At 47.6% G+C, this 22,693-nt stretch carries 17 protein-coding genes; 1 reads left to right on the top strand and 16 read right to left on the bottom strand.

What is annotated here, in order from left to right; all coding sequences use genetic code 11:
• Positions 1 to 3: 3 nt before the first annotated feature.
• The 6 genes from SWOL_RS01365 to SWOL_RS01340 form a co-directional block, all read right to left on the bottom strand.
• The gene (locus SWOL_RS01365; protein WP_011639720.1) at positions 4 to 954 is read right to left on the bottom strand and encodes a gluconeogenesis factor YvcK family protein; all 951 of its coding nucleotides are present in this window, start codon (positions 952 to 954) and stop codon (positions 4 to 6) included.
• Positions 955 to 1,839, bottom strand: coding sequence for an RNase adapter RapZ (gene rapZ, locus SWOL_RS01360; protein WP_011639719.1), 885 nt, complete (start codon positions 1,837 to 1,839; stop codon positions 955 to 957). It lies immediately after the preceding gene.
• On the bottom strand, positions 1,803 to 2,594 hold the full coding sequence (locus tag SWOL_RS01355; RefSeq protein WP_081424750.1) for a PHP domain-containing protein: 792 nt from the start codon (positions 2,592 to 2,594) through the stop codon (positions 1,803 to 1,805). The genes rapZ and SWOL_RS01355 overlap by 37 nt, the downstream gene beginning before the upstream one ends.
• Positions 2,595 to 2,677: 83 nt before the next feature.
• Complete coding sequence (locus SWOL_RS01350; protein WP_011639718.1) at positions 2,678 to 3,700, bottom strand: bifunctional phosphoglucose/phosphomannose isomerase; 1,023 nt, start codon at positions 3,698 to 3,700, stop codon at positions 2,678 to 2,680.
• Between the two features lie 172 nt (positions 3,701 to 3,872).
• On the bottom strand, positions 3,873 to 4,871 hold the full coding sequence (locus SWOL_RS01345; RefSeq protein WP_278078279.1) for an ROK family protein: 999 nt from the start codon (positions 4,869 to 4,871) through the stop codon (positions 3,873 to 3,875).
• 278 nt (positions 4,872 to 5,149) lie between these two features.
• Positions 5,150 to 5,956, bottom strand: coding sequence for a Cof-type HAD-IIB family hydrolase (locus SWOL_RS01340; RefSeq protein WP_011639716.1), 807 nt, complete (start codon positions 5,954 to 5,956; stop codon positions 5,150 to 5,152).
• Between the two features lie 860 nt (positions 5,957 to 6,816).
• Between SWOL_RS01340 and SWOL_RS01335 the strand changes: the two genes are divergently transcribed.
• A complete protein-coding gene (locus tag SWOL_RS01335) occupies positions 6,817 to 7,725 on the top strand; it encodes an Rpn family recombination-promoting nuclease/putative transposase (protein WP_162010593.1) in 909 nt (302 codons plus the stop codon).
• A 709-nt stretch (positions 7,726 to 8,434) separates the two neighbouring features.
• Here the strand turns inward: SWOL_RS01335 and SWOL_RS01325 are convergent.
• The 10 genes from SWOL_RS01325 to ftsE all read right to left on the bottom strand — a co-directional run bounded on the left by SWOL_RS01325 (position 8,435) and on the right by ftsE (position 22,654).
• On the bottom strand, positions 8,435 to 8,794 hold the full coding sequence (locus tag SWOL_RS01325; RefSeq protein ID WP_011639714.1) for a phage holin family protein: 360 nt from the start codon (positions 8,792 to 8,794) through the stop codon (positions 8,435 to 8,437).
• A 431-nt stretch (positions 8,795 to 9,225) separates the two neighbouring features.
• Positions 9,226 to 11,031, bottom strand: coding sequence for an excinuclease ABC subunit UvrC (uvrC, locus tag SWOL_RS01320; RefSeq protein WP_011639713.1), 1,806 nt, complete (start codon positions 11,029 to 11,031; stop codon positions 9,226 to 9,228).
• A 209-nt stretch (positions 11,032 to 11,240) separates the two neighbouring features.
• Positions 11,241 to 14,069, bottom strand: a complete 2,829-nt coding sequence (gene uvrA / locus SWOL_RS01315) for an excinuclease ABC subunit UvrA (protein ID WP_011639712.1) — start codon at positions 14,067 to 14,069, stop codon at positions 11,241 to 11,243.
• Positions 14,066 to 16,063 (bottom strand): excinuclease ABC subunit UvrB, encoded by a 1,998-nt coding sequence (gene uvrB, locus SWOL_RS01310; protein ID WP_011639711.1) that lies wholly within the window; start codon positions 16,061 to 16,063, stop codon positions 14,066 to 14,068. Before uvrB ends, uvrA begins: the two co-directional genes overlap by 4 nt.
• A 1-nt stretch (position 16,064) precedes the next feature.
• Positions 16,065 to 17,174, bottom strand: coding sequence for a hypothetical protein (locus tag SWOL_RS01305; RefSeq protein ID WP_011639710.1), 1,110 nt, complete (start codon positions 17,172 to 17,174; stop codon positions 16,065 to 16,067).
• A 26-nt stretch (positions 17,175 to 17,200) separates the two neighbouring features.
• Positions 17,201 to 18,418, bottom strand: a complete 1,218-nt coding sequence (locus SWOL_RS01300) for a PDZ domain-containing protein (protein WP_011639709.1) — start codon at positions 18,416 to 18,418, stop codon at positions 17,201 to 17,203.
• 44 nt (positions 18,419 to 18,462) lie between these two features.
• Positions 18,463 to 19,632 (bottom strand): S41 family peptidase, encoded by a 1,170-nt coding sequence (locus SWOL_RS01295; RefSeq protein WP_011639708.1) that lies wholly within the window; start codon positions 19,630 to 19,632, stop codon positions 18,463 to 18,465.
• 222 nt (positions 19,633 to 19,854) lie between these two features.
• Positions 19,855 to 20,994, bottom strand: a complete 1,140-nt coding sequence (locus SWOL_RS15030) for a murein hydrolase activator EnvC family protein (RefSeq protein WP_011639707.1) — start codon at positions 20,992 to 20,994, stop codon at positions 19,855 to 19,857.
• Positions 20,995 to 21,089: 95 nt separating this feature from the next.
• Positions 21,090 to 21,974 carry a permease-like cell division protein FtsX gene (gene ftsX / locus SWOL_RS01285; RefSeq protein ID WP_011639706.1) on the bottom strand — a complete coding sequence of 295 codons (885 nt, stop codon included), beginning with the start codon at positions 21,972 to 21,974 and terminating at the stop codon, positions 21,090 to 21,092.
• Positions 21,971 to 22,654, bottom strand: a complete 684-nt coding sequence (gene ftsE, locus SWOL_RS01280; protein ID WP_011639705.1) for a cell division ATP-binding protein FtsE — start codon at positions 22,652 to 22,654, stop codon at positions 21,971 to 21,973. Before ftsE ends, ftsX begins: the two co-directional genes overlap by 4 nt.
• Positions 22,655 to 22,693 lie beyond the last annotated feature (39 nt).

Here is a 22,693-nt window from a genome sequence, read left to right as displayed (position 1 = left end):
GCATCATAGGTTCATAATAACCCGAGCCAATTTCTCTGAGTCATGCCAGGCCAGATCAGAATCAGAAACCAAGTCCGCTTCAATAAGCTTGATACCCATAGCTTCAATTTCCGGACGATTAGAAAGCACCGGAACCGCTTGCTCCCCACGATATCTTTTTAATATCCCTTCATCAATAACCCCATTGTTGACGATTATGTATTCAACAACGGACTGTGGCAGGTGTCTCATTATCACCCGCAGATGATCGACAGCAGTAAAACTATCGGTCTCCCCGTGTTCGGTCATGATATTACTGACATAGACCTTCCGGGCTTTGGAGCTTGCCAGGGCAGAGCCTATCCCTTCTACCAGGAGATTAGGGATAATACTGCTATACAGGCTGCCGGGACCTAAAACTATTATGTCAGCCTCCATAATGGCTTCCAGAGCATCCGGCACCGGCAAGCATTTTTCCGGTACCAGAAACAGACTCTCGATTTCTCCCCCATAGTTCCTAATGGATGTCTCACCATATATCAACATCCCGTCTTTCATACGAGCTCCCAGGGCCACATGTTCCAGGGTGGCTGGCAATACTCGGCCACGGACCTTCAGTACCTTGCTCACTTCCTGTATAGCGGAGACAAAATCTCCCGCTATTTCAGTCATGGCAACCAGCAGCAAATTACCAAGATTATGGCCTTTTAAGCTTCCCTCATGGTCAAAACGATGCTGAAACACCTTGTCCATCAAGGTCTCCGTCTCCGCCAGGGCTACCAGGCAATTACGAATATCTCCCGGTGGCAGGACTCCCATCTCTGCTCGCAGGCGTCCTGAACTTCCTCCATCATCGCTAACCGTTACCACAGCCGTCAGGTGGGAAGTGTAGTTTTTTAATCCTTTTAACAGAACAGAGAGTCCTGTCCCTCCACCTATAACCACCACTTTTGCTTCCTTATCAACTACTGTCATTTATTCCTCCGTTTTGTGTTTTGCAATATCTCTATGCCTGACGATTACATTATATCCCATCTTCTCCAGCTGTTTTCCGGTATAATCCGCCAAAACCACCGAGCGGTGCTGTCCACCCGTACAGCCAATAGCAATGGCCAAGTTGGTTTTGCCCTCTTTAATATAATACGGAATCAGGTATTTTAAGAGGTTTAAAAAACGCCGCGTAAAGGATTTGGTAACCGATGATTCCAGTACATAATCTATTACCATGGGATCTTTTCCCGTCATGGTTCGCATAAGCGGGTCATAAAAGGGATTGGGTAAAAAACGGACATCGATTACCAGGTCGGAATCCATAGGCAGGCCCAGCTTATAACCAAAAGAAACTATGCTGGCAGAAAAACGAAGCGTTTCATCCTCACTATAGCGAAGATCCAATTTCTCCTTAAGTTCCCGCGGGCTGAGATTGGAGGTGTCAATCAAGAAGTGCGCTTTTCCTCTCAGTTCCTGCAGCATTCTTCTTTCCTCTTGAATGGCCTCCAGCAGCCGGGAGGAACTGCCCAGGGGATGGCGGCGGCGGGACTCTTTGAAACGTCTAACCAGAACCTCATCCGAAGCTTCCAGGAAAATAATCTGGTAGTTAATTTGGCTATCTTCCAGTTCCTCAAGTACCAGAGACAAATCCGGGAAGAAATCCCCTCCCCGAACATCGATAACCAGGGCCACCTTTTTTATGCCTTCGGATTGCATGCTCAATTCGATAAACTTAAACATTAACGCCGGAGGAAGATTATCTACACAGTAATAGCCAATGTCTTCCAGGCAATTTATGGCCTGGGTTTTTCCAGCTCCAGATAAACCGGTAATTATGAGTATCTGTAGTTCTTCATTTTTTTCCCCCATTGTGTATAACCTCCCCCTGCTTCCAGGTTTGCCACTCTCTCCGGGTCAATCTTCAGATGTTCAAGTACCTGGGCACCATAATCCAGCTCCCCCACCGTTTCTTCAAAATGGGAATCGCTGTTTACTATAAAGCAAACCCCCACCCGTTCTGCCTCCATTATATCAGAAATATCGGGATGCTCATGAGCACAATTTATTTCAAACAAGACCTCTTTCTGGGCACAAGCCTCGGCTATTTCCTGGACATCCACCGTAAAAAAAAGACCGGGATGAGCCAAAATGTCTAAATCCGGGTTTTGGTAAATGGCCTCTTTACATGCCTTGGTATTGGCATTGATAGCCTTTTTCCGCTGCGCTGCCCCCAGATGGCGCAGCGAATTGCGGGCAAATAAATCCCAACCATCCTTGACTGTGGTTGGCAGAGTATAGGGATGCATACCGGCAATGAGGAGGTCTAAATCCTCAATTACGCTCGGAGGAATATCCAAAGTTCCCTGCAAATCCCGAATATTAGCCTCGGCGCCGAGCAGAACCCGTGGTCCCTCCTCATCCCAGCAATCTTCGTCTATCCTCTCTCTTATCTTCAAGTATTCACGGGCATTATCCACCCCAATAACAGCTGCCAGGGGACCGTGGTCAGTAATCGCTACCTCTTTGAGACCTCTCTTTCTCGCTGCCGCAACAATATCTACCTCACTTTGCCGCCCATCGCTATGCCGGGAATGGGTATGATAATCACCATAGAACTCCATCATAAAACTCCTTGAATCCAATATATCAAGGGGACAACCCCTGTTTATCACTATTTATCAAAAGCGCGCTTTTCCCAATAGCTTCATCATTTAGCCAATTCCGCCTTCAAATAATCGATTAATGCCACCGGAGTCGGGTTTATCCCGTTTTCCAAAGCCAAATAAAAACTGGCATAGTCTCCGGTATAACAGAGCGAATAGAGCCGGGCCAGGAATGATTCACCCCGGCTTTCTACCTCAACAAAACCCTTAACCCGCTGCTTGATTATATCCCGACTTATTGCCATGCGTCGTTTTACCCGCTCATGGTCAAAACGGTCTTTTAATATAACCACAAAGAGCCGCGATACAAGTTCGGCAGGAACTTCAAATCCGACAATCTCGTTGTGGTTGAGCTCCGGAAAAACATGGTAATAAGCCGGACTCTTGGCATTCTCGTTAATCTGAGCTTTCCAGCGCAGGGCCGCCACCTCGGAAATTCCGCTGCTGCCCCAGATTATTGGGATACTATCCTTGAGCTCCCGGGCTATTTTTTTGGCCGGGTTTTTTTCTATCTCTATTTCCGGATGAAGCGAATCGCGGATATCCCGTAAAACCAGGACACATTCCCCCAATTCGTCCCTTGCACCGGCTACTATCCCCAGTTTTTCCAGCAACAAGACCAATGGAGCAAAGAGGTAGCCGGTAGCTGCCCGTGGTACCAAACCGGTCGGTACTTTTACCACTGGCTTGCCATCCAGCCGGGCCATCTTCTCCAGTTCTCCCCCGCTGCTAAAGCAGACTATGGCTGCCCCCCGTTCCCGCGCTTGCCGGTAAGCACTCAAGGTCTCTTCAGTATTCCCGGAATAGCTGACCGCATAGAAAAGGGTCTTCTCCCCCACAAAGGCGGGAAGATTATAATCGCGGTTTACCACTACCGGTATACTGGCTTTTTGTAGTGCAAAAGTGCGCAATATATCCCCGCCAATGGCTGATCCCCCCAAACCGGAAACTACAATATTTTCATAAGCTGAGCGGTAATCCTCGACAAAGTCAAATTCCATCTTGAGGCTTTCAGCAAACTGCTCTGGAAGATGATACAGGTAGTCCCTCATTTTCTCAACTGTCATATCAGCTTTAACCTTCCTTTCCCAAGTATTCATAATATTTTTATATCATTATAAAAAGTAATAAATATTATTATGCTTGTATAAATATACCGCTCAGCTCCCTTAATTGCGACCGTAGGAAGCATTAGTTGTACCCGCAAGGCGCTTTGTATATTTATACAACCCTTCTGCATCAAAAGAAGTTGGTGGAGTCGACCCTTATACAACTCCTTCCGTCCTCCGCCTTCCGTTTTCCGCCTTCCGTCTTCCGCCTTCCGACTTCTGCTATGCAACCATAAAGTACTACATCCTCCCCCAGGCGGGTAACCTCTATCTGCAGATCGCGGGCATTAAGCGGGAAAACTTCCGCTTTAACTCTTTCCCGAAGCGGCTCCAGAAGAAGGTCTTCCCAACCCAGGCTTACGGCCCCGCCTAATACTATTTTCTCGGGATTAAATATATTAACCAGGTTGCCCAGGGCTATTCCCAGATAATCTACCACCTGAGCTACAATGGTCCGGGCTTCCCTATCTCCTCGGCGAGCGGCTTCTCCCACCTCTTTGGCCCCGACCGTGCCCAGGCCGGAAAACATTCCCTGTCCTTTTCCCTCCTGCCCAAGCTCCTTTGCCATCTGCGCTATGGCGGTTCCTGAAGCCTGAGCTTCCAAGCAGCCCTGCCTTCCGCAGCCGCAGATTCTCCCCCCGGAAGCCACTACCATATGCCCGATTTCTCCGGCTCCCCCATTTTGACCCCTATAGAGCTGGCCTCCTAACATTATTCCTCCACCGATTCCGGTACTAACCGTAATATAGAGCAGGTTCTGGCAGCGCTGCATCTGGCCAAAATAATATTCTCCCAAAACAGCCATATTGGTATCTTTCTCCACCAGCGGCTCCCAACCCAGCCGAGCTTTCATTTCCTCTTTAATGTTCACCCGGTTCCATCCCAGGTTGGGCGAATCCCAAACCACCGTGTCCGGAAACGAAAGCGGCCCAGGAGTAGCTACTCCTATACCCACAATCCTATCAGCTGTTTCCGCCCCTGCTTTTAACATTTCCTGAACCCCGGCTGCTATACGATCCAGAATATCTTCCGGCCCTTTTTCGCTCTGGGTGGGAAACTTCAGGCGGCGCAAGAACTGTCCCTCAGCCATAGCAACAGCCATCAGCACTTTGCTGCCTCCCAGATCCACACATACAACCAAATCCCTGTTATCGGGATTAATTATGTGGGGGACTTTTCCATGCCTATTTCCTCTATCAATATCCGTAAAATCCTGCCCCCCTTACATGAGCTGCATAGCTACGAAACAGCCTTTTCCCCTTATCTCATATTATTCCATTCAACACTGGCCCATTTTCCAGAAACATTAGTCCTCGTTCAGGCGGAGTTGCCGTCAGTTTATCTTCCCCGGCTTTCCACCCTTCTATTACGATAGCTATGACCTCACACCTTACCCCTTACGCCTCACTATTTATCAAGTATTAATTCATGCAATACGTGGGCTACCCCCTCTTCCTCATTGGAAGGGGCCAGATAATCAGCGGCTTCTTTTACTACTTCCGGAGCGTTGCCCATGGCTACACCAATTCCGGCCCATTTTATCATAGCCAGGTCATTATAACTGTCACCAAAGGCCAGAACCTTTTCCCGGGGGATACCAAAGTAACGAGCCAGCATCTTTAAAGCCAGCCCTTTATCAACGGAACGCTTCATTACCTCCAGGAAAACCGGTTTGGAACGGGTAATATACAATTCTTCCCCATAGCGCCGGTTCAATTCCTCTTCTATGGCTAGCATCAGCCTTTCATCAAAAATGCTGGCTAAAATTTTGGGTGTATCTTGCTCCCGGGAAACAGCTATGAGGTCATCATAAAACAAGGGCTCCATTCCGGACAATTCCGCGTAATATTGGGCTTCCGGGCTCCATCTCTCTATACAAAAACAATCATTAAAATAGCTCTGGTAGAATATCCCTCGTTCTTTAAAAAATATCATAATCTCCGCCGCCAGCTTGCGCGGCAGTGGTTCATAATAGAGAACCTCCTGGGAAAACGAATTCTTTACCAGAGCTCCCTGATAGGTAATTAAAGGTATGTCTACCTTTAACTGTTGGGCATAAGGCAAGGCAGAGCGAAACATGCGCCCGGTGGCCAGCGTTACTCTAACTCCTTTTCTTTGCACCTGGCTGATAGCTTCCAGACAGGATTCCGGTATCTTCCAGGTAGAATCAAGCAGGGTATCATCCAGGTCAATTGCAACCAGTTCTATGGACATCTTTTTCCCCCAGTTCTAGTTCTTCGAAAAACTTTCCCTCGTTCAGGTTATTCCTAATTTCTTTTATCTATTACTTGCCAACGCTCTGACCCTTTTATCCGATGTCAAGTGGTCGAATTTATCTGTAGCTTTAAACGCCAACATAAGCCGGAAACATCTCCAGGCATATAAATCTTTCTTTGGTAACCCTTAACTACATTTGCTCTCCAGGAATCTATACTGATTCTTGCCAAATAGAGCTAGCAGGAAGATAAACTTAAAAATCTGCTGAACAGTGATGCCACGCAACTTTCTAATGTGTTAACTGCTCGAAGCAATTGGTACATTTTAAGATTTTTAACGAGCTTTTGGATTTCGTTAATAACCTTTTCAGATGTATCGATTTGATATAACATGATATTGTGCATCCTTTCTACATTTGGTGTGTTTTTAAGGAGTTATTAACATTTTACCAAATGGGGATGCACTTTTGTGTCAATACCGGTTTTTTAACTGTTTCTTGCATTCTTTACTGATGTAGGTGATGTCTGAAATAATTCCGCAGTGGCAGTTATAAATCTTAGAAGCAACAGAAAAATCAACTTTCGCAGAACCTAAAACTAATATACTTTACAAGACGGTTTCATATACTTATCTTCCTACTGACCCCAACAATAAAATATAAACATATTGCAATAATTCCCAGGATAAACATATCCCTAAAATACTGCATAGAATAATCCCAATCAAACTTCAAAACAATTGTTCTCTTTTCAGGTTGTTGTACAAGAGAATTTACGATACAATTCATCATAAGAACAGATATTGGGAATTTGATATCCTGTGATAAAATAAAGATATGGGAAAGGGTGCTGGTAGTTGTGCCAGAGATATTGGACCCCAAGGTAGATCTGGTCTTTAAAAAAGTATTCGGCTCCCAGGAAAATAAAAGTATTTTACTCAGTTTTCTTAACGCAGTCTTAAATTGGACCGGAGAACAAAAAATTGTAGATGTTAAAATTCTGAATCCTTACCTGGAACCGGAGAGTATTGATGACAGTGTGGGTATACTGGATATTAAACTGCAATTAGAAAATGATGACCTGGTAGATGTAGAAATGCAGATTGGCAATCTGGGCAACATGGAGAGACGCAGCACCTATTATACTTGTCGCATGTTTGGAGACCAGAACATAAGCGGCGGGAGATATCAAGACCTTAACCGGGTAATCGCCATAAATGTATTAGATTTTACCCGGATAAAAAATATCGAACGCTATCATACAAAATTCAGGTTACGAGAGACCCAGGAGAATATAGACCTGACCGATGCCATAGAAATTCATTTCATCGAGTTGCCCAAACTAAGACAAGAAATGGCGAGTTATACCGACCCATTGGATAGATGGGTGGTGTTTTTGAAAGGAGGATGGAATATGGAGCTTCTTGACAGGTTGGCTAAAGAAGACCCTGCCATCGGGCAAGCAAAACAAGTGTTGGAACAAATGGCTTCCAATCCTAGAGAAAGAGAACTCTACGAACTCAGGCGAAAAGCTATATTAGACAGGAATTCAGCCCTTTATGAAGCAAAGATGGAAGGCAAAGCAGAAGGCAAAGCGGAAGGCCAGGCCATTATACTGTTGCGCCTATTGAAAAAGAAGTTTGGATTTATGCCGGTTGAAATGGAAAACCGGGTAATGTCCATGTCGGCAGAAAAGCTGCAGGAACTGGCGGAAGCAATATTTGATCTGGGAACAATAGATGAGCTTAATAATTTCATAAGCAGATAAGTTAGAGAATAAGTCATAGGATAAGCAACGGACTTATTGTAGAAATTTAAAACAGGAGAAATAAAAGGACAACTTTTTTAGTTTTACCCGGCGAAGAGCTGAGGAATTAAGTATATTAGAGAATTGAATAGCCCGGGTACCAGATATCGCGCAGCGCCTGGTTAGAATGATAATCCGTGAGTACTTGGCCAGACAGGAAGGGAATAAAAGCGAATAGGAAATCTACCCATAGAAAGTCATAAGAAGGACCCTAAGGAAGGCTGCCAGCCTATGCGGGCAGCCTTCCTGATTATTATGCCACCTGGTATTAGGCAAGGTTGGCAAGGTTCAATGCTAATGACGATAAATTCTATTAAGATTGCACCGGCGAAGGCGAGCAGGCGACAGGGGGCGAGAGGACATCGCGAGAGTGCTATTACCCTGCGGGTACTCCTGGTGTTCCACCCTGCGAGTGTCACTATTAAGGTTGACAACCCTGGATGGGAGGTTAGCGCGCACCCCTTGAGCCGCGAGACAAGCCGTAGGTGTTGCCCATGCCATGCGAAGCGCCCTTTCGGGCACAACTGATGCTCCCTTCGGTCGCTATTAAGGGAACTACGCGGGTTTGAAAGAAATTCTTTCATGATGTTTTGTGCCTTTCGCAGAAAGGAATGTTCATATTTATGCAAACTAATGAATATCAATAACTTTTTGCAGTAAAACCAATAGCTTAATTCCTGAATCTAAAGGTTCTGTCATCGATAAAGAAGCTGATTATAAAACTGATGATACTGATTAGCAAAGCGCTGACGATAGCCCAGCCAAAGCCATGAATATCAAAGCCCTTGACGGTTGCCGAGGTTATCCACAGCATTACACCGTTAATAACAAAGGTGAAAAGCCCTAGCGTAACAATATTCAGAGGTAAGGTCAAGATAATCAACAACGGCCGGATTACCGCATTTACTATTCCTAGAAATATGGACCCGACAATAGCCCCCCAGAGCGTAAGTTCGAAATTCTCTAACAAAGCTGCAGTAATAACAATAGCCAGGATATTTAAAAACCACCTGAGCACCCAACCCTGCAAACAAACCCCCTCCTTTCTCGATTATTATTCCCGATAATAATCTCTTTCTTAAATCATACGGAATTTTGTTGCTTATTCCAACAGCTTTTTTCCCCCACTTCGACTTATTTCCCGGGAAATATTCCGATAAGTGAAATTTTCAACAAGCAGGCTGGTGAAAGGAGGCGAGCGATATATTTATACCAGCCAATATATAATAACTTTTCGCAGTGGAACCCCCCATAACCATAGGCCACAAACAACGATGAAATTGAGTAAGCGGGGTTTAAACAGTAAGATAGGGGTTAGGGAATCACCCTCTCTACCCTTATGTCCGACGTCTAACGACCTACGTCTTCCATTCACTGGCATCTGGCGACCATTCCGTCCTCCGTCTCCCGACGACTGACGACCTTTTCATACTAACCAGGTTTTGATTTTTATTAGACTTTTCAGTCCTGATTATGGAAGAACTCTATTACCGCCAGTGCCGCTTTCCGGTTCATTCCCGGAACGGCCGCTATTTCATCCAGTGAAGCTTCCTTAATTTTGGCCACCGAAGTGAAATGAACCAGCAGGTTCTTCTTTCTCTGCTTCCCTATTCCCGGTATTTCGTCCAGAGCAGAAGACCTGATTTTTTTTGCCCTTCTCTTCCGGTTATATTCAATAGCAAAACGATGGGCTTCATCCCGAAGCCTCTGCAGCAATTGCAGTCCATTATCCCGGGCCGCCAATACCAGTGGCTGGCTTTTACCTGGCCGGTATATCTCCTCATTCTTTTCAGCCAAAGCAAACAGCGGGATATCCAGATTCATTTCCTGCAAAACTGCTGCTACGGCATTAACCTGTCCTAATCCACCATCGACCAGTATTAAATCCGGCTCCGGCAAAAAAGCTGGATTAGCCTGGCGGGCATTCTCCAAACGCCTTCTAACGGTTTCAGCCAGTGAGGCAGTATCATTATTCTGTTGAGTTCTGATTTTAAAATGGCGATAAGCCTTTTTCTCCGGTTGGCCTCCGACAAAAACCACCATAGAGGCCACTGTTTCCTCCCCGGCCAGATGAGATACATCAAAACATTCCAGGCGATTAGGCACCACTTCCAGGTCCAGAACCCGCGCCAAATGCGAGAGAGCGGCGAGCTGCTTATTCTCTTCCCGCTGCTTTTCCTCCAGGAGTAAACGAGCATTTTCCAGCAGCATATTGAGAACCTGTTTCTTTTCTCCTCTTTGCGGAACCCGGAGTTCTACCCGGTGGGAGACCCTGGATTTCAGCCAGGCCTCCACCAGTTTGGACTCAGAAGGCAGGTGGCTCAAGAGTATCTCCGGTGGAATATCAGGGTTTTCATCATAATAGTGTTTAATAAAAAATTCCATGGCCTCATTCTCATCTTCCTGGATAGGGCGCTTCAGCCAGAAAGTATCTTTGCCTACTATCTTTCCCGAACGGACTTTAAAAACCAGGACCAGGTTCTCCTTTTCCCCGCTTAGCATCCCCACCAGGTCCAGTTCATAGGGTGAAGCCAGCTCAATCTTTTGTTTTTCACCCAACTGGCGCAGGGATTGGATCTGATCCCGCAGGCGGGCGGCTTTTTCGAACTCCAGACTCCTGGCGGCCATAGCCATTTCTTTTTCTTTTTCCCGGACTATCTCTTGAAAATCACCCTCCAGAAAAGTGATTAAGGCTTGAACCTTCTGGCTGTATTCTTCTTCTGAAATTTCACCGCTGCAAGGGGAGAGACATTTACCCATGTCGCGGTTGAGACAGGGCCGGCGCCGGGACTTCATAGTCCGGCAACTGCGCAGCCCGAAAACGCCGTTGAGCAGCTTGAGCGTATCGCGCAGGGAAGTAACATCGGTATAAGGTCCAAAGTAGCGCGATACTCCGTCTTTTTTTTCCCGGGCCAGGTAAACCCGCGGAAATTTATCGGCGACAGTGACTTTGATATAAGGATAGCTTTTATCATCGCGCAAATCGATATTATACCTGGGCTTATAGCTTTTTATAAGGTTGTTTTCCAGAATGAGAGCTTCCATTTCACTGTGGGTGACGATAAAGTCAAAATCACTTACCCAGGCCATCATCGCCTTTACCTTGGGATGCATTCGCTCCGGGGCTTGAAAATAGGAGCGCATTCGCTGGCGAAGAACCCGGGCTTTTCCCACATAGAGCACCTGCCCCTCCTGGTTTTTGAACAAGTATACCCCCGGTTGGAGCGGCACCTTTTTTAATCTTTCCTTCAGCATCTCATCACCCATCCTTCACCCCATGCCCCCGATTCTTGTATAAATATACCGCTCGCAATCTTTGCATGGGCAACACCTACGGCTTGTCTCGCGGCTCAAGGGGTACCGCGCTAACCTCCCATCCATGGTCGTCAACCTTAATAGTGACACCCGCAGGGTGGAACACCAGGAGTACCCGGAGGGTGATAGCGCGCTTTCCGCCCTCCGTCATCCGTCATCCGTCATCCGTCTAAGATATCTTGCAAATACTTGCCGGTATAAGACAAGGGGTGCTTGGCCAATTCCTCCGGGGTCCCTTCGGCTACAATATAACCGCCTTTTTCCCCGCCTTCCGGCCCCAGGTCGATTATATGGTCAGCGGATTTGATCATATCCAGGTTATGTTCAATAACCAGTACGGTATTTCCATTATCTACCAATCTGTTTAGTACCGTAAGCAAATGTTTAACATCTTCCTTATGCAAGCCGGTGGTGGGTTCATCCAATATATACAGGGTCTTGCCGGTCGAACGCTTGGAGAGCTCGGTGGCCAGTTTCACCCGCTGGGCCTCGCCGCCGGAAAGACTGGGGGCCGGCTGTCCCAATTGGATATAACCCAGGCCCACATCCTGCAAAACCTTGAGTTTACGATAAACCCGGGGGATATTCTCGAAAAGTTCCACTGCTTCATCTACGGTCATTTCGAGTACATCTGCAATAGTTTTACCCCGGTATTTGACCTCCAGGGTCTCCCGGTTATAGCGTTTGCCCTTGCAGACCTCGCAAGGTATATAAACATCGGGCAAAAAATGCATTTCTATTTTTATTATCCCATCTCCGGAACAGGCCTCACAGCGTCCTCCCCGCACATTAAAACTGAAGCGTCCGGGCCGGTAACCGCGCAGGCGTGCTTCTCCCGTATTGGAAAACAGCTCCCGGATACCATCGAAAGCCCCGGTATAAGTAGCCGGATTGGAACGGGGAGTGCGCCCGATAGGGGACTGGTCAATATTTATTACCTTATCGACATTTTCCATCCCTTTCATCTGCTGATAACTGCCGGGACGATGCCGGCCTCCGTGCAGTTCCTTCATCAAAGCGGGATAGATTATATCCTCCACCAAAGTACTTTTGCCGGAACCTGAGACACCAGTGATAAGCACCAGTTGGCCCAGGGGAATGGCAACTTCAATCTCTTTCAGGTTATGCTCCGCCGCCCCTTTAAGCAGAAGTTTATGCCCGTTTCCTACACGGCGCTGGGAGGGAATGTCTATTTCCAGTTTACCGGCCAGGTATTGGCCGGTAAGCGATTCTTCGGCAGCCATTATGTCTTCCAGCCGCCCTGCGGCCACTACCTGTCCTCCATGTATGCCGGCCCGGGGACCAATATCCACAATATAATCCGCTGTTCGAATCGTATCTTCATCATGTTCCACTACAATTACCGTATTTCCCAAATCCCGTAGCCGCTTCAGTGTAGCCAGCAGGCGATCGTTGTCGCGAGGATGCAGTCCGATACTTGGTTCATCCAGCACATAGAGAACCCCTACCAGGCTGGACCCCACCTGGGTGGCCAGGCGGATGCGCTGGGCTTCGCCCCCGGAAAGACTCCCCGCTGCCCGGTCCAGGGTCAGGTAATCCAGCCCCACATCCACCAGAAAAGTCAGCCTTTCCCGGATTTCTTTTATCACCTGCCGGGCAATGAACAAATCCCTCTCGTTCAGTTCCAATCGATGGAAAAACTCCAGGGCATCCCTTACAGACAAAGCGGTCACCTGGTTGATGTTCTTTTCCCCCAGCAATACCCATAAAATTTCGGAGCGCAGCCGCTTTCCCCCGCAGGCCGGGCAGAGGGTGGAACTCATATATCTTTCGATATCTTCCCGGGCCGCCTCGGATTTGGTCTCATGGTAACGGCGCTTAAGATTGTTGAAGACCCCCTCGTAACTGGAGCGAAAGCTGCCGGTTTCTCCGTAAGAATTGGTATAAACTATCTCAAAGCGCTCCTTATCGTTTCCATATAAAATAGTTTTAATTTGTTTGGAGCTCAACTCCTTTAAAGGACTATCTACAGGGATATTATTCCTGGCCGCCATAGCCGCCAGTATCTGGTTATAATAAGTGTGAAAGTTCCTGGACCAGGGGATTACCGCCCCCTGGTCCAGGCTCTTGTTCATATCCAGCAGCAAATCCGCGTCGATTTCTCGTTTCTCCCCCAACCCGTCGCATTCCGGGCAAGCCCCGAAGGGGCTGTTGAAGGAAAACATGCGGGGACTGAGCTCCGGCAGGCTGAAACCACATTCCGGGCAGGCAAATTCCCGGCTGAAGAGAATCTCTTCCTCACTGCCATCTTCCTGGAGCAAGCGGGCTTTTACTATGCCCTCTCCCAGTTCGAAAGCCAGTTCCAGGGACTCTGCTAGGCGGCTCCTGATGCCCTCTTTCAGCACCAGGCGGTCAACCACCGCAGCGATATCATGCTTCTGATTTTTGGCCAGAACGATCTCCTCATCGGCCGTGTACTCGAAACCATCCACCAGCACCCTTACAAAACCATCCCGGAAGAGGTTCTCCAAGACTTTCTTGTGCTCCCCCTTTTGCCCTTTGATAATGGGCGCCAGCAGTTTGAGCCGGCTTCCGGCAGGCAGGGCGAGCAAACTATCCACTACCTGGTCCACCGTCTGTTTTTTGATGGGCTGCCGGCAATGGGGACAATGCGGTTTCCCCACCCGGGCAAAGAGCAGACGCAGGTAATCATAGATTTCGGTCACCGTCCCTACCGTGGAACGGGGATTATTGGAGGTGGATTTCTGGTCAATGGAAATGGAGGGAGAAAGCCCTTCGATATGGTCAATATCGGGCTTGTCCATTTGCCCCAAAAACTGCCGGGCATAGGTGGAAAGCGACTCCACATAGCGCCTCTGTCCCTCGCTGTATATGGTATCGAAAGCCAGGCTGCTTTTGCCCGAGCCCGATACTCCGGTAAATACCACCAGTTTATCCCGGGGTATCTCCAGATCAATGTTCTTCAAATTGTGCTCCCGCGCACCTTTTATTATAATGCGGTTTTTCATCTTTTCCCCCGTCTCCTGCTTTTCTTGACCGGTTGCTGCAATTCCCGAATACTGTCCCGTAGACGGGCGGCCTTTTCAAATTCCAGGGTTTCTGCCGCCCGGTACATATCGGCTTCCATTTCCCGTAAGAGCTTTTCCCTCTCCTCCCGGGCCATTTTTTGAAAATCGCGGATATCGTATTCTACCGCCTCTTCGGCAATAGTTGCTTCTACCGGAGCATATATGGCCTTCCTGATGCTTTCCGGAGTAATATGGTGTTCCCGGTTATACTCCAGTTGTTTCAAACGGCGGCGGTTGGTTTCATCTATAGCCGACTTCATTGAGAGGGTGATTTCATCCGCATACATTATCACCTTGCCCTCAACATTGCGGGCGGCTCGGCCGATAGTCTGAACCAGCGAGCGGGTTGAGCGAAGAAAACCCTCTTTATCCGCATCGAGTATGGCTACCAGGGCTACTTCCGGCAGATCCAGACCTTCCCGCAGCAGATTTATTCCCACCAAAACATCAAAAACTCCGCTGCGTAATTCTCTCAAAATCTCCAACCTTTGCAGGGCATCTATGTCCGAATGCATGTAACGCACTTTTAAACCTGTATCAGCCAAATAATCTGTCAGGTCTTCCGCCATCCTCTTGGTCAGGGTGGTTATCAGAACCCGGTAACCCTTTTCCACCACTGCCCGGGCTTCAGCCATAAGATCATCAATCTGGTTCTGGCTGCTCCTGACCTCTACCTCCGGGTCAAGCAGTCCGGTCGGGCGGATAATCTGCTCACTCACCTGTACGCTATGCTGCAATTCATAATCAGCCGGGGTGGCACTGACATAAATCACCTGATTAATCTTCTCCTGAAATTCGGCAAACTTTAAAGGCCGGTTGTCCAGAGCGGAAGGCAGGCGAAAGCCAAAATCCACCAGGTTTTGCTTGCGGGAGCGATCTCCCTCGTACATACCCCGAATCTGGGGCACGCCAATATGGGACTCATCGATAAAGAGCAGGAAATCATCCGGGAAAAAGTCCAGCAAGGTATAGGGCGGCTCGCCGGGGGCTCGTCCCGTAATATAACGGGAATAATTCTCAATCCCCTTGCAATAACCTATCTCTCTTATCATTTCCAAATCATAACGCGTTCTCTGCTCCAGCCTCTGCGCCTCCAGCAGCTTGCCTTCCATTTTGAAGCGGGCCAACTGCTGCGCCAGTTCTTCCTCGATCTGCCCGGCGGCTTCTAGCATCCGTTCCCGGGTGGTGACGAAATGGGAAGCAGGAAATATCATGCTGTGCAAACGGCGGCCTATGATTTCCCCGCTCAAGGGGTTAAATTCGATAATGCGATCGATTTCATCACCGAAAAACTCCACTCGGAGAGCATTCTCATTGGAGGAGGCGGGAAATATCTCCACCACATCCCCGCGAGCCCGGAAGTTCCCTCGGAAAAATGAAAAATCATTGCGTTCATAATGGTTGTCCACCAAACGGCGTAAAAGATCATCCCGGGCTATTTCCATTCCGGGACGCAGCGATACGGCCAGGGAGTAGTAATCCTCCGGAGCACCCAGGCCATAAATACAGGAAACGCTGGCCACTATTATCACATCGCGCCTCTCTAAAACGCCAGCTGTAGCCGAATGGCGAAGCTTGTCTATCTCATCATTAATGGAGGAATCCTTCTCAATATAGGTGTCAGTCTGGGGAACATAAGCCTCCGGCTGGTAATAATCATAGTAGCTAATAAAATACTCCACGGCATTATCCGGGAAAAACTGCTTGAACTCGGAATAAAGCTGGCCGGCCAGGGTTTTATTAGGGGCCATAACCAGGGCCGGTCGCTGCAACTCTTCTATAATCCGGGCCATAGTAAAGGTCTTACCGGAACCGGTTACTCCCAAGAGGGTCTGGTCACGAAATCCTGCCGCCACTCCGTCCAGAAGCTGCTTTATCGCCTGCGGCTGGTCTCCGGTCGCTTTATAGGATGAATGTAATTTAAATTCCGGCATATTATAACCCACTTTCAATACCGTTACAAAAACACTTGGAAAGCTCAGAACCCAACTCTTGTTCTATCTCCATTCTTTTCTTATCGATGGAATCATAGTCCATAAAGCTCGCATTAATCTTTTTAATCTTTTTTACCGCCAGGCAAGCATTCTCCAGTTCATCTTGCACCTGCAAGAGCATAGCTTCATGGTTGCGATAAACCTGGCTGTTTTTCATCCCCAGCAGGCTGCAGTCGTAATCACTGAGGCATTTTCCCAAGTCTACCAGCAGGTCGCAGGGTTTCAGGTTAATCTCCATCTCCCCAATATCTATCAAAGCCGTCTGGGAACTGCTTATAATCACCATCAATAGCCTTTCCGGCTCCAACCCAGAGTGATAATACTCTAAGAACTGCCCCTTTTCTGCTGCCTTGCGGGCCAACTCAGCAATCATGGTCGATTTCCCGCAGCCCTCAGGTCCCTTGAAAATATACCTTTTCCGGCAGGGGGTACTGAGTTCCTCAATATAGCTGATTATACCGTCAGCAGTCACCGCATTGGCAAAATAATGTCTTTCCCTTACTTCTTCCTCTGCCAGGCGGGCTTCGAGCTCCTGAAAAATCTGGTTAAATTTACTATTGTCCAGGTGACGAGCGCTTAGCTGTCTTAGCTCTTCCCTGGTCTGGATAACGCTTTTTAAAATATTATAGGCTTTGCTATGGTGCTTTTCTACTCTTTGCACCAGTTCCAAAATATCTCGGCCCTTTTCGGCTGCGGCTTTTCTATCCCGGTAATCTTCCAAATTGATTATTTCCGCTCTCCCTGCGGGATAGCCGGGGTCAATGGTAATAGGCAGACTGCCATTCACTACCGCCGCCTCCATTTGGGGTAAGTATATTCCTTCCGGATTAAGTGGATTCAGGGCCGACAACCATACTTCCACTTCATAACCCTGTTCGGCCATGGATTGACCCAGAAGCCGCAAAAAGCTAGATTTCCCAGTGCCGGCGGGACCTTTCAAAATAAAGATTTTCTGCAGCCCTGCCAGCAGCTCCGGCATAAAGCTGCAGTAACCCCCGGCAGTATTGCTGCTAGTAAAAACATAGCGAACTTTTCCCTGCTTACCCAGCATAAACAACTCTCCCCTTGCCTGCCCTCTCATCCTTTAAGCCTTTTTAATTTTTCCCATATTTTTTGCAAAAGTCCAAATATATTATCTTCTTGCAAAAGCAAATACCTGCGGTTATAGGGGTCGGGGGCAGGGATGATACCCAGCTCTCTTCCTGATTTTTGCTCTAATTGACATAGCATTCTTTTCCCTTCACGCAAAACTTCCAGGCGAACCCGGCCCTGCGATCGCTCCCATTCTGCTTCCAGGGCGTATAAGCTCTGTAGTTCCTGGCCATTGGCCAGCAATATAATATCCCGCGATTTTATTCCCGCCCGGTCAGCCACTGTTCCGGGGATTACATCCAGAACCATCACCCCAGATCCGCTTTGCAGGTACAATGGTTGCTTTCGCCTTTCTTCCCGCTGTCCCAACCATATTACCAGTTCGTGGCCCAGGGGACCGAACAGGGCAGCAGCCAGACCCAAAGCCTCCCAACGCGAGGCCCCCAGGGCCAGCAGAAGCAGAATCAAACTGAAAGCAAAAAGTTTTCCTGCCGAATGGCGGATTCGTTGCGCCGGGGTAGTGGTAGTAGTTATTTCCCCGTAACCCAGAATAGCCAAAACCGGGAGCAGGGCATAAGTTTGATCCGGCGATACCGTAGGATAGTCTTTTAGTAAAGGCCACCAAGCCGGCATATCTATTCCACTGCCTGGTTCAATCATGCCAACACCAATTAAGGCTACCAGAGGAATAGGCCAGAATTTTTGCAGGTTAAATCCTCCCTGAACCGTGCCGTCTTTTTTAATATAAATCGGAGAAGGTTGAAATTTTCCGTCAAGCAGGATGAGTGAACTTTCAACCATATGCAGCACGGCAATCAAACCCATCAAATGCGGGACATTTATTTCCGGATAGCCGGTAAGCAGGCTGAATAGGGAAAGTATTCCTCCGGCATAAGCAAAGCACAAAAAGCGGGGATTAATTAACATTAAGAGGATAGCCAGCAGCCATAGCTGCGCTATCCCTATGTTGTTGAGGTTAATACCCAGTAGAACCAGCAAGATGCTTCCCAGTCCCCCTCCCAGAAGTCCCAGGAAGCTTGATAGTAAGGCTGCCTTCCAGTAGCTTTTGCGTCCATTATCCAAAATCCGCCCGGAAAGCTTATCCATGCGTCTATACTGCCAGGCTACCATCATAAAAAGAAACAGGTATATTAAAAGAAAAAGGGGCGAAGTAAATGTAGTTACAAAAACTCGCCCCATCATCTCTAAAACAGCTAATGATTGTTCCAGTCAAACCACTCCTTTAATCAAGAAGCCTTGCTCACCGGCCCGGCTATCTGCTTTTTCACTATCTCCAGAGCCTTTTGCAACTGCCGATCCTCTTCACTGTTAGCTTCATTTTTAACTGGGAAGTCCGGGGTTATCCCGATTTCGTTTATATCAGTACCATCTGGGGTAAAGTACTTCTGAGTAGTAAGCTTCAAGGCTCCCCCGTTGCCCAGAGGATAAACCGTCTGTACCAGGCCTTTACCATAAGTTTTGTCCCCTACCAGCAAGGCCCGTTTATTATCCTGCAAGGCTCCAGCCAGGATTTCCGAAGCACTGGCGCTATCACCGTTTACCATTACCACCAGTGGAATATCCAACTTGCCATGACCGGCCTTGTGTACGGTTTTGTTGCCTTTGCGGTCTACTACACTTACAACTTCCTGCCCATCCAGAAAAATTGAGGCGATGGCAATGGACGCATCAAAATCGCCTCCCCCATTGTTACGCAGGTCTAAGATCAGGCCCTCGACTTTTTTCTCCTCCAGCAGCTCATCTATACTCTCTTTCATTTCCTCAGCGGAACGAGAGTGGAACTGGTTGAGTCCAATATAACCGATACGAGGCTTTTCACTAATTATCTTGTCTTCCACCGAAGGGACATTGATTATCTCCCGGATTATGCGAAAATCGTATTCTTTCTTATCTGATTCCCGGTATACTCCCAGGAGCAATTGGGTCCCGGGATCACCCCGCATCAGGTGTACGGCATCATCAGTACTCATATTCAACGCGCTCTTGTTGTTGATGCGCAAAATAATATCCCCATGTTTTACCCCCTCCCTATAAGCTGGAGTATCCTTTATGGGTGATACTATTTTCAGGCGACCTTCATTATCCTGCAGAACATAAACCCCAATTCCCCCAAATTCCGCTTCCAATCTCTCTCTGAGGTCCTTCCAGGTTTGCTTATCCAGGTATTTGGAATAAGGGTCTTGCATGGAATCAACTATCCCCGCCGTTGCCCCTTGAATAAGCTGGCTATTATTAACTTCATAGAGAGCCTGGCTCTTCACCAGCCCCAATACGCTAATAAGAGTGCTTATACCGGCGGCATTGGTAATGTAAACATACAAAAGGCCAGCCACAACCAGCATTCCCACCAGCGCAAAAAAAGTTTTAAAACTATTTACCAATCGGCTCTTTCTCAATTCTCCACCACCATATGAAATTATATTTTAAAACTACATTTAATATGTTACTTCATTAGACAGTTCAACACAATCTTTACGAAAGCTTGAGATGGAGGATTTAGCCCCCAGCTTAACATATATTAGCACACAAGTAAAAACGGCGGGAGTCCATACTCCTGCCGTTCCCATAAAGCTTTCCATATCTAATAAAATTCACATGGGCAACACCTGTGGTTTTCCCTATTTTACATAACCTGCGGGGTCAACCGGGCTGCCATTGACCCGAACTTCAAAGTGCAGGTGGGGGCCGGTGCTCCAACCGGTACTACCTACCTTGCCTATGGCCTGCCCTTTGCTTACCTGCGCCCCGTTCTTCACCAGGAAAGCAGACTGGTGAGCATATAGAGTGGACATCCCGTTTCCGTGATCTATAACCGTTACCTGCCCATAACCCGACATCCAACCAACATAAATAACCTCTCCGCTGTCAGCGGCCACAATGGTACTGCCCTGGGAAGCGCCTATATCCATCCCGGTATGTAATTTTCTGGTCTTAAGTATCGGATGATATCTCATTCCATAAGGCGAAGTTATCTTTTTGCAAGAAGGAGCCGGCCAAGTATAGGTTCCCGAGCCAAGCTGCGCTCCGCTGCCACTGGATTGAAGCTTCTTGATCATGGCTTCTATTTCTCGGGAGGCTTTTTCCAACTCCTCCAGGGCTTGCTGGTAGGCCTTCTTTTCTTTTTGGACACTACTTAATACTACCGACTTCTGCTCACGTTCCTCACCCAGTATACCTTTCTTTTCCTCCTGGCTCTGCTGGGCATTGAGTAATTCTTTTCGACTTGCTTCCAGCAATTCTTTTTTCTCGTTTAAGGCTTTTCTCTGTTTATTTATGGAATCAATCAATTCCACATCCTGTTCAACAATAAGATTTAACATATCATAGCGGGTAAGGAAGTCGTTGATATCAGTAGCCGCTAACAAGACTTGCAGGTAGGTAAGGTCTCCCTCTTCATAAATGAAAACCATGCGCTCGCTTAAGATATCACTCTGCTCCGCCAGTTTGGCCTCCATTTCCGCAATATCCTTTTCGGTTTTCGCTATATTATCCTCCAGAAAACTTATTCGCTCCCCCAGGGTTTTGATTTCACTTTCGGTCCGGATTATATTCTGTTCAATATTTTGCAGTTGCCCCATTATGGTTTTTTCTTTTTTCCGGGCCTGATCCAAATTGCTCTTTTGCCGGTTTATCTGCTGATCAACATCCTGCAGCTTTTTTTGCTGTTCTTCCAGTTCACCGGCTGAAACTGGAAAAATTAAAGCCAAGCCCAGGAACAGCGTCAGGAACCAGGCCAGCGTTTTCGTTGCTTTGCTCATTTTTTAAATCCTCCCCTTTGTAGTCGCTTAAACAGGGTTGACACGGGGACGGGGTTGTTGACAACTTCCGCCTTCCGTCCTCCGTCTTCCGTATATCACACATCCAGGAAACGGTTTAGTGAGATATAGGTCCCAAGGACCCCTAAAATCGCCCCGACGGCCAACAAAGCTATATAAAGCTGGTTCAAAATGGGACCACCGGTTACCAGGGGAATAAAATACACACTCCCCATATTGTTGACCAGTGAGCTGTAGGCTCCAGCCAACAGAAGGATGGACAAAAGAGCCCCCAGGGTTCCCAGCAATATGCCTTCAATAAAGAAGGGCCAGCGTATAAACCAGTCAGTAGCACCAACCAACTTCATCAGGTATATCTCCTTGCGCCGGGCATAAATAGCCAGGCGAATGGTAGTGGCTATCAAAAATATGGCCCCCAGGGACAGCAATACAATAAAGGCCAGGCTGATAGCCCGCACCCACTTGGTCACGGCGAACAACCTTTCCACAACTCCCTGGCCGTAATTTACCTTGTAAATCCCCTCGATTTTTTCCACTTTGCTCGCAATACGCGGTACATCATGGGGGTTCTTGGCCTTTACTTCAAAACTATGGGGCAAGGGGTTCTTGCCCAGGGTGGATTTAAGATCATATTCCTTATTGCCATAACTTTTTTCCAGCCGGGCCAGGGCCGTATCCCGGGAAACGAATTTTACGCTCTTTACCCCGTCAAGCTTGGAGATTTGCTCCTCTATCTGTGAAATCTGCGACCTGGTCAAAGCCCGGTCCAAAAATGCCACCATTTCAACATCAGATTCGAGCTTTTTTATGACATTTCCGGCATTTACCGTCATTAACACTGCCATTCCCAGTATCAATATACAAATAGAAACGGTGGAAACACTGGCTATAGTTAAAACCTTGTTCCGGCGCAGGGATTTCCAGGCCTCCCGCCAGAAATATAAAACATTTCTCAATTTCATACGATTGACTCCCCGTTCGGGTTATCAGCGATAACCCGTCCTTTATCCAGCAGAATGACTCTTTTACGGGCAGCCTTCACCAGTTCCCGGGCATGCGTAGCCATGATAACCGTTGTTCCCTTACGATTAATATCAAAAAGAAGTTCCATAATCTCTCGGGAAATATCAATATCCAGATTTCCCGTAGGCTCATCGGCAATAAGCAAGAGAGGGCGATTGGCCAAAGCTCTGGCAATACCGACCCGCTGTTGCTCCCCTCCGGATAATTCGCCGGGGAAAGAGTTTTCTCTGCCTTTCAAACCTACCATCTCAATAACTTCGGCTACCCGCTGGCGAATCTCTTTAGGATTGGCTCCTACAACTTCCATAGCAAAGGCGATGTTTTCGCTGGCGGTCTTGTTTTCCAGCAGCTTAAAATCTTGAAATATTATTCCTATATTTCGCCGCAAGGGGGGTACTTCACTGCGCTTCATTCGTACAATACTGCGGGAAGCAATAAATATCTGCCCCCGCGTAGGTACTTCCTCCCGGAAAAAAAGCTTTATCAGGGTTGATTTCCCGGCCCCGCTGGGCCCCATAAGAAAAAGAAATTCCCCCCGTTCGATTTTCAAAGAAACATCATCCAGGGCCTTAACCCCATTGCTATAAATTTTGGAAACATTATAAAACTGCACTAGCATTTATTATCCTCCAAAGACAGAAAAAAACCACCTTCAAGG

Origin of the sequence: Syntrophomonas wolfei subsp. wolfei str. Goettingen G311 (assembly GCF_000014725.1) — a bacterium.
GTDB classification, from domain to species: domain Bacteria; phylum Bacillota; class Syntrophomonadia; order Syntrophomonadales; family Syntrophomonadaceae; genus Syntrophomonas; species Syntrophomonas wolfei.
This window is presented reverse-complemented; position numbering and strand designations above follow the sequence as displayed.

Coding starts and splice junctions, on each gene's coding strand:
- SWOL_RS01365 (WP_011639720.1), bottom strand. CDS start 954: ATGACAGTAGTTGATAAGGAAGCAAAAGTGGTGGTTATAGGTGGAGGG.
- rapZ (WP_011639719.1), bottom strand. CDS start 1,839: ATGGGGGAAAAAAATGAAGAACTACAGATACTCATAATTACCGGTTTA.
- SWOL_RS01355 (WP_081424750.1), bottom strand. CDS start 2,594: ATGATGGAGTTCTATGGTGATTATCATACCCATTCCCGGCATAGCGAT.
- SWOL_RS01350 (WP_011639718.1), bottom strand. CDS start 3,700: ATGACAGTTGAGAAAATGAGGGACTACCTGTATCATCTTCCAGAGCAG.
- SWOL_RS01340 (WP_011639716.1), bottom strand. CDS start 5,956: ATGTCCATAGAACTGGTTGCAATTGACCTGGATGATACCCTGCTTGAT.
- uvrC (WP_011639713.1), bottom strand. CDS start 11,031: ATGGGTGATGAGATGCTGAAGGAAAGATTAAAAAAGGTGCCGCTCCAA.
- uvrA (WP_011639712.1), bottom strand. CDS start 14,069: ATGAAAAACCGCATTATAATAAAAGGTGCGCGGGAGCACAATTTGAAG.
- uvrB (WP_011639711.1), bottom strand. CDS start 16,063: ATGCCGGAATTTAAATTACATTCATCCTATAAAGCGACCGGAGACCAG.
- SWOL_RS01305 (WP_011639710.1), bottom strand. CDS start 17,174: ATGCTGGGTAAGCAGGGAAAAGTTCGCTATGTTTTTACTAGCAGCAAT.
- SWOL_RS01300 (WP_011639709.1), bottom strand. CDS start 18,418: ATGATGGGGCGAGTTTTTGTAACTACATTTACTTCGCCCCTTTTTCTT.
- SWOL_RS15030 (WP_011639707.1), bottom strand. CDS start 20,994: ATGAGCAAAGCAACGAAAACGCTGGCCTGGTTCCTGACGCTGTTCCTG.
- ftsX (WP_011639706.1), bottom strand. CDS start 21,974: ATGAAATTGAGAAATGTTTTATATTTCTGGCGGGAGGCCTGGAAATCC.
- ftsE (WP_011639705.1), bottom strand. CDS start 22,654: ATGCTAGTGCAGTTTTATAATGTTTCCAAAATTTATAGCAATGGGGTT.